This is a genomic window from Bradyrhizobium zhengyangense (assembly GCF_022012435.1).
Taxonomy (GTDB): Bacteria; Pseudomonadota; Alphaproteobacteria; order Rhizobiales; family Xanthobacteraceae; genus Bradyrhizobium; species Bradyrhizobium zhengyangense.
Window position 1 is genome coordinate 325,009 of record NZ_JAKLUA010000003.1, and the last position, 13,773, is coordinate 338,781.

General features: G+C 64.2%; 2 protein-coding genes. Both read left to right on the forward strand.

Features of this window, described 5'->3' with window-relative positions:
• Positions 1-258: 258 nt before the first annotated feature.
• Entirely contained in the window at positions 259-11,364 is an 11,106-nt protein-coding gene (locus tag L6637_RS13050) for a hypothetical protein (protein WP_377802827.1), read from the forward strand.
• Positions 11,365-11,511: 147 nt separating this feature from the next.
• On the forward strand, positions 11,512-13,746 hold the full coding sequence (locus tag L6637_RS13055; RefSeq protein ID WP_237864045.1) for a CHASE2 domain-containing protein: 2,235 nt from the start codon (positions 11,512-11,514) through the stop codon (positions 13,744-13,746).
• Positions 13,747-13,773: the final 27 nt, after the last annotated feature.

Sequence of the window (13,773 nt, forward strand, 5' to 3'; positions counted from 1 at the left end):
ACAAGTATCCGACGAATGGTTAATATGTTGGAATACGTAATCTAGTGGAAGATAGACTTGAGAAAGCGACGATTTACGCGAAATCTCTGCAAGATATACTTCAGTTTATCTTTGGATGTCGCCGTAGGCATAGGCTTCCACCGCCAAGTGATACGAAATCACACAAGCAATAGATGGTTTCGCTAGGGACTTGGTAATGCTATGCAAGCTTAGGCGATCGATACTTACTTAGATTTTAACACTTTTCACGGTGCCCGGTTGAATTACGCTGGCAAATTTGACGCCGCGCTCACCTTGGATGGCCAGGGCTTTCGTTCGTCCGCCTCTGATCACGTCGATTCGTTTACCGCCAAGGCACACGGCCACGTGCCTGACGGCGCGGTCGTCATCGCCGACCCCAATCTGATCTTCCACGGCGAGTTCAAGCGCGCGGGCCTCGATCTCGTGCTCTCGCACGACGGCCACGATGTCGTCGTTCACGATTATTTTAGGGGCGACAAGCGCGCGGCGATCGCCTCGCCCGACGGCGCGCATCTCACCGGCGACATCGTCAGCGCGCTCACCGGCTACGTCCAGGTCGCGCAGGCTGCGCCCGGTGCCGCCGTGGCGCAGGTCATCGGTCATGTCACCAAGCTGACCGGCAGCGCGACCGTGGTCCGCAACGGCGTCTCGGTCATCCTCAATAACGGCGACAACGTCGAGAAGGGCGACGTGGTCTCGACCGGCTCGGACTCAACGCTCGGCATCACCTTCATCGACGGCACCGTGTTCGGCCTGTCCTCCAACGCGCGGATGGTGCTGAACGAGATGGTCTACGACCCCAACGGGTCGAACAATTCCTCGCTGCTCAGCCTGGTCGCGGGCACCATCACCTTCGTCGCCGGCGAGACCGCCAAGCACGGCGACATGAAGATCGACACGCCGGTCGCCACCATGGGCATCCGCGGCACGGCGGTGCTGACCGAGATCGCTTTCGTCGTTCCCGCGGGCGGCGGTGATCCGCAGCCGCAGGCGAACTTCCAGGTGCTGGTCGAGCCGAACGGCACCACCGGCTCCTACATCCTGTTCGACAAGCTGACGCTGCTGCCGATCGCGACGGTCAACCAGGCCGGCCAGATGATCCAGATCAGCGGCGGCAACGTCTCGGTCACCAATGCGCTGCTGTCGCCTGACGTGCAGAAGCTGATCAACGACGTGTTCACGCTGAAGTTCACCGACAACAACACCAACACCAAGCTCACCAACAACTCTACCGACTCGATCACGCAGAACGGCGACATTGTCCTGATCAAGACGGACACCGGCGCCACCGCGACTGCGACCTTCGTCAATCCGGTCAACACCGGTGGCAATTTGGCGCAGGGCGGGTCGGACAAGGGGGTCGACCGTATTCCCGGCGCACCCTTCGCGAGCGTCCTCGATGGCAACGGCAACGTGGTGACCGCGTTCGCCGTGACGGAGCACGCGCATGCGACCGGCGACCGCGCCGACACCACCGGCGATGCCGTGCCTGCCGACACCATCATCTTCCGGGTCAACTTCGTCGACCAGAACCTGGGCGACCGGCCGACGGTGTCGGTGGACCTCGATCCATCAAAATTAACCTATACGGACTCCGCCCATCACGACGTCACCGCCTCGCTCACTGCGCTCCAGAAGCAGGATATTGCGGCGACGCAGATCAAGATCGCTGTCGTCGCCGACGGCGGCAACAACAACAACGGTTCTGCGACCCTAACCTACACGATCCCCGATCACGCCTTCGACTTCCTCGCCGACGGCGAAACGCTGACGGTGACTTACATCGTCAGCGTCAACAACAATTTCTCGGTCCAGCCCGAAACCAGGCAGCTCCCGATCACCATCACGGTCACCGGCACCAACGACAAGCCGGTGATCACCACCAGCGTGCCGACGATCACCTTCTCGGGTGGCACCAGCGTGCCGGGCGGGCCGCTCACCACCAACGTTCCGACCACTGGCACCCTCACCTTCACGGATGTCGACCTCACCGACACCCACACCGTATCCGTGGCGCTGACCGGCGCGAGCCTGCCGGACGGCACCACCGTGCCGCCGGGGCCGCTTGCCGCGTTCCAGAGCGCCATGTCGGTTGCGATCGCGGGCGGCCTCGATTCAACCGGCACTGGCACCGGCACCATCAACTGGTCGCTGGCCGATCTGCCCGTCTACCTCGCCGACTTCATTCCGAAGGGCGAAGTGCTGACGCTGGTCTACACCGTGACGGTCGCTGACGAGCACAATGCGACCTCGCAGCAGACCATCACCGTCAAGATCACAGGCACCGACGCCCCGGCGGTGGTCTGGATCGCGACGAACCAGCCCTCGGGCGGTTTCTGGAAGGACGCCGCGAACTGGGAAACCGGCACGGTCCCGACCAGCAACGACGATGTTATCGTCATTACCGATCAGCTGCATGGTCTGACGCCGTCCTATCCCGTCACGATCGACGTCGCGGCCTTCGGCAAATCGCTGACGATGGACGATTACGACACCACGGTGGACCACACGGCGCCGCAGGTGATCAACCACGGCACGTTGACGCTCGCGGGCGCGCTCACGCTCAATGCCGATGCGAAGTTCACCAATGCGGCAGACGGTACCGTTTTCGTCGGCGGGGCGATCGATGTCGAGACGATCACCAGGCCGAAGACCGGCGTGGTCGTTACCAATACCGCCACGATCACCAACGCCGGCACGCTGACGCTGGACGCGGGCGGTGTGATCGACACGCTGACCACCATCGTCAATTCCGGCACCGTCAACCTTTTCGGCGGCACGCTGACGCTGGATACCGGCATTGCCAATGCCGGCGGGACCGTGCAGGTCGGCTCCCTCGCGACGCTGGTCGCGAACGCCGTGACGATCGACGGCGGCACGGTCAATGTTTCCGGCACGCTGGAGCTCGACGGCATCAACCTGATCGAGAACGGCACGCTGAACAATTCCGGCGTGGTCAACGTCAAGGGCGCGGTGGAGTTCGCCAGCGAAACCGGTTTCAACAGCGCCGGCGGTCTCATCGAAGTATTTGCACATGACGCGCTGACGATCGACCAGGGCTCCCGGATCAACAATGCCGGCGACGTCAAGATCGATGTCAGCAGCAAGCTGACTATCAATGGTGCAACGATCGACGGTAGTGCGATTACCATCCTCCCGGGAACGCCGGTGGTCCATGCTGAGAGCGACAGCGGCGGCGGTACGCTCACCATAACGAGCATCCCCAAGGGTGGTACCGTCACGAACAATGGCGAGATCGATCTCACCGGCGACGGGGTGCTGAGCAACGGCAAGCTGACGAACAACGGTACCCTCAACGTGACCGGCACCGGCAATGCGCTGAACGGCGAGGCCGTCACCAATGCCGGCACCATCGAAGTGCTCACAGGCGCACTCGCGATCGGTCCGGGATCGACTGTCGATAATTCCAGCGGCGACGTCATTGTCGATGCCGCGTTGACCCTGAACGGCGCCACGATCAGCGGCGGCACCGTCAAGGGCGCCGGCAACATTGATGTCACCGGCGCCAGCAAGATCGACAGCGGCGCCACGCTCAGCATTGCCACAGTCACGGCCGATGCCAAGCTGACGCTGGACGGCATCACGGTCTCAGGCTCCGTCATCACCGACAATGCCAGCATCGAGCTCGACGACATCGTCAAGCTGCAGGGCGGTGCCAAGATCCAGGGCGGCCCCGTCACCAACAACGGCACGCTGGAGATCGCGGGCGCCGCGACACTGCTCGACGACGTCGTGACCAACCATGGTACGGTGCAGGTCGACGGCAGCCAGACATTGACGTTGTCGAACACCGAGATCTCGGGCGGAGCCATTGACGGCGCCGGCACAATCGACGTCACGGTCGCGAGCACGATCGACGGCGGTGCCACGCTGAGCACGAGCGCGGTCACGGCCGATGCAAAGCTGATGCTGGACGGCATCACGGTCTCGGGCTCTGTCATCACCGACAATTCCAGCATCGAGCTCGATCACACCGTCAAGCTCCAGGGCAGCGCCAAGATCCAGGGCGGCCCGGTCACCAACAACGGTACGCTGGAGATCTCAGGCGCGGCGACACTGCTTAACGATGTCGTCACCAACCACGGCACGGTCAAGGTCGACGGCGGTCAAGCGCTGACGTTGTCGGGCACGGAGATTTCAGGCGGCGCCATCAACGGCACAGGTACGATCGACGTCACCGGTGCCAGCAAGATCGACGGCGGCGCGACGCTGAGCACGAGCACGGTAACAGTCGAGGCGGGCACAACCCTGACGCTCGATACCGCGACGGTCGATGGCGCGACGATCTCGGACAAGGGCAGCATCATGATCGGCGGCACCGTGAAGCTGACCGGCGGTGCGGTGATCCAGGGTAGTTCGAGCGTTTTCGCTCCCAAGGGCGGAAGTCCCGCCACGGTGGAGTTCAACTGGGGGCAGCTCGGCACGTCATTCACCGTGCTCGGCAGTCCGCAGCAGGTCGTCGCGACCGACGGCACCGGCGGCACGGTCTCTTCCGCTGGCGGTTCCTTTGAGCTGCGTGACCAAGGCTATGGCTGGTTCGGGAATTTTGCGCCTGGAACCCATCTGCTGTGGGATCGTGGGGCCGGCCCCGACATCACCATTAAGTTCGCCGCGCCGGTCTCTTCGGCGGGGGCGCAAATCCAGGCCGATTACTACGGAAGCTTCACCGCCGAGATCATTGCCTATGATCTGGGCGGCAACGTAATCGGTACTGTTAGCAAAGACGGCGTAAGCAACGGTAACAGCGACGGGTCGGCGATCTTCATCGACCTGGTCGGCAGCAGTGCTGACATCGCCATGGTCAAGTTCATCCTGACCAGCGCGAGCTATTCGCTGAACGATTTTGCCCTCGGCCCGGTGCAATTCTCGGAGGGTTCCTCCGTCGGTGGAAGCGGCCCGATCGTCAATAACGGCACGCTAGAGATCGAGGGCGCCGCGACGCTGCTGGATGATATCGTCACCAACCACGGCACGGTGTCGGTCGATGCTGGTCAGACGCTGACAGTGTCAGGCACGGAGATCAGCGGTGGCTCGATCGCCGGACCCGGTACGATCGACGTCACCGGCGACAGCGCGATTGACGGCGGGGCAACGCTGAGCGCCGGCTTCGTCACGGTCGAGAACCTCCAGGCTCTGATGCTCGATGCGATGACGGTCGATGGCACAGCCATCACCGTCAAGGGCAGCATCGAGCTGGACGATACCGTCAAGCTGCAGGGCGGCGCGAAGATCCAGGGTGGCCCGGTCACCAACAACGGCACGCTGGAGATCTCAGGCGCGGCGACGCTGCTTAATGACGTCGTTACCAACATCGGCACGGTGCAGGTCGACGGCAGTCAGACACTGACGCTGTCGAACACCGAGATCTCGGGCGGGGCCATCGACGGCTCGGGCACCATCGACGTCACGGTCGCGAGCAAGATCGACGGCGGCGCGACGTTGAGCACGAGCGCGGTCACGGCCGATGCGAAGCTGACCCTGGACGGCATCACGGTCGCAGGCTCGGTTATCACCGACAATTCCAGCATCGAGCTGGACGATACCGTCAAGCTGCAGGGCGGCGCGAAGATCCAGGGTGGCCTGGTCACCAACAACGGCACGCTGGAGATCGCGGGCGCCGCGACGCTGCTCAACGATGTCGTGACCAACATCGGCACGGTGCAGGTCGATGACGGCCAGATCCTGACCCTCGCGGGCACCGAAATATCCGGCGGCGCCATCAATAACTACAGCGGCCCGTCGGGCGGCATGATCAACGTCACCGGCGACAGCACGATCGACGGCAACGCGGCCCTGAACAAGGGCACTGTGGCGGTTGCGAGCGACATCACGCTGACATTCGACGATGCGACCGTGTCGGCAAGCGAGATCACGAACAACGGCACCGTCAAGGTCGAGGCCGACAAGAAGCTGACGCTGGTCGGCGCCACCCTGACGGGCGGCGCGCTCACGATCGCAGGGACGCTCGCTTCGTCCGGCACCACAGCGGTGACCGACGCCAACATCTCGAACAGCTATCTGCTGGAATCGACGCTCGGCGGGCTCTTGACGCTGCTGGCGACGGGCTCCACCCCCAAGATCAGCAATGACGGCGGCACGATCCGGGCCAACAATGCCGAGCTCGACATCAACACCGAGGCCGTCACCAATACCGGCACGCTGGGCGCGATCAACGACGGCACGCTGAAGCTGATCTCGACTGACGTGACCAACACCGACGGGGCCGTGTCGATCGAGTCGGGCTCGACGCTCGATCTTTCCGCCGCGACGATCGACGGCGGCACCGTGACGCTTGCCGGCACGCTGGAATCCTTCGGCACCAGCGCTATCAGCAACGCCGACATCACCAACACCGGCACGATCACGGTCACCAGCGGCACGCTGACGATCGATCCTGCTATCGTCCACACCCTCGCCAACCACCAGCTGCTCCAGGCAAATGGCGGCGAGCTGGACATCTCCGGCGAGCAGATCGTCAACACCGCCGATATCAAGGCAATTGGCGGCGGCATTCTGAAGCTGACGTCGCTGACCGTCGCCAACGACGGCGGGACTGTGACGGTCGATGGCAGCTCGAAGCTCTATCTGTCCGATATCGTCACGATCAACGGCGGTCAGCTGAGCAACTCCGGCCATATTTTCAGCGTCTCCAACGCCAACACGATCTCGGGCGTCGTGACCAACACCGGCTTCATCGAGGTGCAGGCCGGCACGCTGAACCTCTCCGGCGGGCTCACCGGCGTGGGCCAGCTGATTATCGACGACAAGGCGACGCTGGAGCTTGCCGGTGCTGACGCGCAGACCGTCACCTTTGCCGGCGGCGCCGATACGCTCCAGCTCGACAAGAGCAGTCTCGGCTTCACCGGCACCATTACCGGCCAGTCGTCGACCGGCGGCACGTTCACGGTCACCGGCGCGGCCGACATTACGACCTCGATCAACGACGCGCTCGACTTCACGGCGTCGGGCGGCACATCCCTCAAGCCCGCGAGTATCGTCCTCACGCCGACCGGCACGCTGAAGGGCGCGGCCAACGGCATCGTTGTCATTCAGAACGGCACCGGCGACATCTCGCTGACGGCGACAAAGGACGTCACGGGCCTGGCCGGCAACGGCATCACGCTGCGCGACAGCGCGACCGGCGTAGGCGACATCACGATCGACAATCTCACCGGTAAGGCGACGGGCACTGGCGCGAATTCGGAAGGCATTCTGGTCGAGAATCTGAATGCCGCGAACGCCGGCGACATCTCGATCACCCAGCTTGGCGGGGCGGCCGGCGGTGCCTTCGGCATCGATGCGACGACACAGGGCGATGGCGCCATCAGCATCGACGCCGGCGGCAACGTCACGGCGAGCTCGACCTACGGCATCCGTGCGCGTAGCTATGGTGCCGGTGACATCGCCGTCGCGACCGAGGCCGGCAGTGTCGTGACCTCGGGAAGCTCCGGTATCGTGGCCGTCAACCGGGCGACCTCGCTCGACAGTGGGAACGACAGCACCATCACTGTCAACGCGCATGGCTCGATCCATTCTGGCGGCACGTCAAACCTGGCTGGCAATCCGCCGGCTGGCATCCAGGCCGGCTATACTGGCTCGACGAACAGCACCGGTGCCAATACCGCCGTTACCGGCACGGTCGTTGTCAATAATTACGCCGACATTACCGCCGGGGCGGGCTCGGGCATCGACGCCTACAATTACGGGAACGGTAACGTCACGGTGACCAGCTTCGCCGGCACCACGATTTCCGTGTCCGGAACTCAGAGCTACGGCATCGAGGCCTCCGCCCTCAGCGGTGGCACCGGCGACATCACGGTCACGCTGGGCACAAGCGTCACGATCTCGGGTGCAACGGCCTACGGCGTCAAGGCCTACAGTATCGATGCCGGCGACATCGCCGTCACGCTCGCGACGGGCGACAGCATCACGTCGGGCAGCTCGGGCATCGTCGCAGTGAATTATGCGACAGCGATCGGAAGCGATCTGCACAGCACGATCTCCGTCGAGGCGCATGGCACGATCCATTCCGGCAGCACGCTGAACAACGATGGCGCCACGCCGGGCGGGATCATCGCCGGCTACAAGCCGGGCGGCGACGCCACCTTCTCGGGCGCGGTCAATGGCGATGTCATCGTCGACAGCGATGCCACGATCACGGCCGACGCTGGCTTCGGCATCGAGGCATTCACCTGGGGCGCCGGCAACGTCACGGTCTCGACCGGCAAGGCCTCGTCGATCACTGCCGCCGGCAACGCGATCCGTGCCTCCGATCACGGCGGCGGCGATGTGAGCGTCACCAACGAGGGCTCGGCCACAGGCGCGGTTGCTCTGGGCGTCGTGGCGACCGGCAAGAGCAACGTCACCATCCTCAATGACGGCGAACTCACCGCCACGGGAACGGCCGGCATCGTCGTCACCCAGAACGATGCAAGCGCGACCGGCTCGACACATATCACCAATACCGGCTCGGTCGTGGGAGCGAGCGGTCACTACGCGATCTTCGTCCAGGAGAACACGACCGGCGCGGCGGTGATCGACAATACCGGCACGATCGGACCCGATGCCCCCGGCAGCGTGACCTCGACAACCTACGCTATCGCCGAGACCGGCGGCGCGGTCACGATCAACAACAGCGGGCACATCAACGGCAACATCTCGGTCGCCAGTGCCACGTTCGACAACAACACGGCCGGCACCTGGACCGTCTCCGGCACCAGCGTGTTCGGCACGCTGTCCAAGATCGACAATGCCGGTGAGATCGACCTCCACGACGGTGCTTCGGTCTCGAGTGCGGACGGGGTGGCGTTTGGCATCACCAACTCCGGCAAGATCGAGAGCTGGGGCTCCGCCTCGATCACCGGCAATATCACCAATACCAACACGATCGAGATCCACACCGACGGGACGCTGTCGCTGTTCGGGTCGCTGTCAGGCTCCGGCTCGGTCACCATCGACACCGGCGCGACGCTCGTGGTCGACGCCGCGGTGTCGCAGACGGTCACCTTCGGCGGCAGTGGCGCCGAGCTCGATATCCAGACCACGGATTTCGGCGGATCGATCGCGGGATTGGCGTCGACAGACAAGATCGACCTGTCGAGCATCGACTATGGCCTCGGCACCAGTGCGGCCTACGTGGCCAACGACGACGCCAGCACCGGCGGCACGCTGACGATCACCGACGCCGCGGGGCACCACATCAGTCTGACCCTGACCGGTGCCGACTACAGCCACGCGACCTTCGCGGGCAGCAATGACGGCACGGATCATACGCTGATCACGGTCAACGCCGCCGACGACGCGCCCAAATTCACCACCGATGGCGCGACGCTGACCGCGAGCGTCTCCGAGCTTACCGACACCACGGGCGTCTCCACGACATACGATCCGTCGCCTGCCGCGACCGGCTCGATCGCCTTCACCGACGTCGACCTGACCGACCGGCCGACGGCGATGGTCACCCATCAGGACGTGACCTGGCTCGCCGCCGACCACACCGCTCTGACGCTGACGCCGGACGAGATCAGCGCGCTCGAACACGCGCTGTCGCTGCAACTGACCGGCAAGAACAACGGCACCGTCGGCTGGAGCTATTCGATCGCCGACGGCGCGCTGGATTTCCTCGGGCAGGGCCAGACCGCGACGGTGGTCTCCACCATCACGCTTGACGACGGCCACAAGACCGACACGACCCAGGTCACCGTCACGATATCAGGCGCGAACGACGCCCCGGCGATCGCGGCCAAGGCCGGCGACAGTGCCGGCGCCGACCTGAGCGAGACCAATTCGGGGCTCGGCGCGACCGGCACGCTCACCGTGTCCGACGCCGACGCCACCGATCACGTCACGGTCGCGCTCGATCACCTCTCGGTCTATCTCGACGGGACCTTGCAAACCGACGGCATCGACGGGCTGTCGAACGCAGACCTCCTGAACTATCTCACCGTGCAGTCCGGCGACATCCTGAACGGCACGGCAACCCACGCCCAGTTCACCTGGGACTTCAATTCCAGCAGCCAGGCCTTCGACTTCCTGGCCGCGGGCCATACGCTGTCGCTGCAATACACCATCGTGCCCGACGACAGCCATACGCCGACCGGCACCGGCAATGGCGTCGTCACGATCAACATCGCCGGCAGTAACGACGCGCCGACGCTCGACAGCACCACGCTCGCCTCCGTCGCCGGCAACGAGAGCGATCCGGCCGGAAGCGCCGTCAGCGACCTCTTCGCAGGCAAATTCCACGACGTCGACGACGGCTCGAGCTTCAAGGCCATCGCGGTCACTTCGGACACGGCATCGTCCGCCGACGGCGTCTGGCAGTACGAGCTCGCCGGCACCCATCAGTGGGTCGACATCGGTTCGGTCAGCGACACCCATGCGCTGGTGCTGGGCACCGATACGCTGATCCGCTTCCTGCCCGCCGATGGCTTTAGCGGCACGCCGGCCCCGCTCGGCGTCCACGCCCTCGACGACACCTATACCGGGGGGATCACGACCTCCGCTTCGCCGGCGACGACTGACATCACCGCGATGAGCACCGACGGCACCGCGCCGGTCTCGGACAAGGCCGCCACGATCTCGACCAGCGTGACCGCGCCCCCCGGCGGACCGGTCATCGACACCGATCATTTCTACGTCTCGCACAATGGCGGGGAAGGCACCGACACCATCTTCAATCTTTCGGTCAGCGACACCGATTCCAGCGCGTCGACGGATGAGTTTACGGTCGCGGCGTCGACCTTGCATGCGCCGGGCAGCAGCGTCGATCTGTCGCCGGCGTCGGGCTCGCTCGACGACATCAACACAGCGTTCGAGAATGGTGTGACCTACTCTCCGGGCGATCCGGCACCCGACCAGGACCGGATCGCGCTCACCGTGACGGACAAGACCACCGGTGCTTACGACACCGTCAACTTCATCTTCGACGAGGCTGGCGACACCAGCCAGGGCATCACCCTGACCGGCACCGGCGGCAAGGACGTGATCTTCGCGCCGACGACCGGCGACACGCTGACCGGCGGCGGCGGCAAGGATCAGTTCGTGTTCGCGCCGGGCTTCGGCGGGGGCGACGCCTCGCACACCATTACCGATTTCATCGAGGGCCTGGACAAGATCGACCTGCGCCAGTTCTCGGATGTCGGCTCCATCGGCAATCTCACAATCGTGCAGCAGCAGGGCACCGGCGACACGCTGGTCACCTGGCATCAGCAGATCAGTCACCCCGAGGGCGGACCGATCACGGAGAACGAGCAGCTGTTGCTGAAGAGCGTTATCGCCGCAAATCTCAAGGCCAGCGATTTCATCTTCCACATCACCTGATGAACGCCGGACCCGCCCGGCCCGGAACGCGGAGCTTGACCGCGGCAAAAAATCCATAATCCTCCGCCATCAGACAATGGCCAACCGCGCGGAGAGGCTCCATGATCGCTCGAACGGACGCGATGCGCGGCAGGAAGCGCGACTGATATGAAACGTCTCAAGATCCTGCGCCGGTGGTTCACGCGAAAGTTCGGCTTGGCGCGGCTGCTGTGCCTTGCGCTGCTGGTCGTGTTCGCAGGTCTGCGGGTCTGGGATCCGCCGCCGGTGCAGGAGCTGCGGCTGCGCACCTTCGACATGTTCCAGCTGGTCGACCCGCGCGACAAGAAGGGGGTGAGGCCGGTCACCATCGTCGACATCGACGACAAGAGCCTTGCCAAATTCGGCCAGTGGCCATGGCCGCGCACGCGGGTCGCCGACATGATCGCCAACCTCACCAGTCACGGCGCGGTGGCGATCGGTTTCGACGTGGTGTTCTCGGAGCCCGACCGGCTCAATCCTGACCTGGTCGCGGGCCAGATGCGCTATCTCGACGAGGCCACCCGCACCAGGCTGCGCGAATTGCCGAGCAACGACGAGATCCTTTCGGAGGCGATCAAGCGCTCGCGCGTGGTGTTGGGCGAGACCGGGCAGTCTGCGATCACTTCGGAGATCGACAAGGCGCTTCCCTTCACCGGCGTGGCAACGGTCGGCGAGGCGGGGCCCGAGCGCTTTCTGTTCGAATTCCCGGGTCTGTTGCGCAACGTGCCTATCATCGAGCGGGTCGCCGCGGGCCGCGGCCTGTTCACGATCCAGACCGAGCGCGACGGCCTGATCCGGCGCGTGCCGATGATCATGCGCGCGCAAGGCCAGATCATGCCGTCGCTCAGTCTCGAGATCCTGCGCGTCGTCACGGGGACGCCGACGCTGTTGGTGCGCACCGACAAGAGCGGCATCCGCGCCGTCCGCATCAAGGGCGTCGAGATTCCGACCGACGAGAACGGCCAGCTCTGGGTGCACTATGCCCGCCGCGACCCCTCGATCTACGTCTCGGCGGCTGATGTGCTCGACAACACGGTGTCGCCGGGCAAGCTTGCCGGCAAGCTGGTGCTGATCGGGACCTCCGCTGTCGGCCTGAACGACATCAAGACCACGCCGGTATCGCGCGCCATGCCGGGTGTCGAGATCCATGCCCAGGTGCTCGAAAGCGTGCTGACCGGCGCCGCGATTTCGCGGCCGAACTACGCGCTCGGCCTCGAATTGATCGTCGCGATGATCATCGGCATTCTCGTCATCATCTTCACGCCGAATCTCGGACCGGTGCGACTGGTGCTGGCGGGCGCGTTGTTCGCCGCTATCCTGATCGGCGTGTCCTGGTTCTTCTACGCGAAATACCGCTACCTCATCGACTTCACCTATCCGCTGCTGTCGACCACGGCGATCTATTTGACCTTCATCTTTGCAAGCTTCGTGCGCGAGCAGCGCCAGCGCGTGCAGATCCGCGGCATCTTCGCCCAATACATGTCGCCCGTGCTGGTCGAACAGCTCGCGCAATCGCCGGAGAAGGTCGTGCTCGGCGGCGAGGAGCGCGAGATGACGATCATGTTCTCCGACGTGCGCGGCTTCACCACGATCTCGGAAAGCTACAAGCACGATCCGCAAGGCCTGATCACGCTGATGAACCGCTTCCTGACGCCGCTCACGGACGTGATCATCGAACAGAAGGGTTACGTCGACAAATATATGGGCGACGCCATCATGGCGTTCTGGAACGCGCCGCTCGACGATGCCGAGCATCAGGTCCATGCCTGCGAGGCAGCGATCCAGATGCTCGAGAAGATCGACGTCGTCAACAGGGAGCGCGAGCAGGAAGCCGCCGATGGCGGCCACGTCTACATTCCGCTCAATGTCGGCATCGGCCTCAACACCGGCATCGGCGTGGTCGGCAACATGGGCTCCGACCTGAAGAAGAACTATTCGGTGCTCGGCGACAGCGTGAACCTCGCCTCGCGCCTGGAAGGCCAGACCAAGGAATACGGCTTCCCCATCATTGTCGGCTCGCGGACGGCGCTCGCCGCCAAGGACAGATTCGCGATCCTCGAGCTCGACTTCATCATGGTCAAGGGCAAGACCGAGCCGGAGGTGATCTATGCCATCGCCGGCCGCGAGGACGTGATGCAATCGGGCGCGTTCCAGCGCCTGCGCAACGTCACCATCGAGATGCTCGGCTGCTACCGCAACCGCGACTGGCAGGGTGCACTCGACGCCATCGAGCGCGGCCGTCGCAGCGAGGACGCCGACACGCTGGAAAAGCTGTTCAAGCTGTACGAAGCGCGCATCGGGGAGTTCAAAGCCAATCCGCCGCCGGAGGGCTGGACCGGGGCGTATGCGCTGCTGACGAAGTAGGGGGGCTTTGTAGGGTGGGTTAGCTCA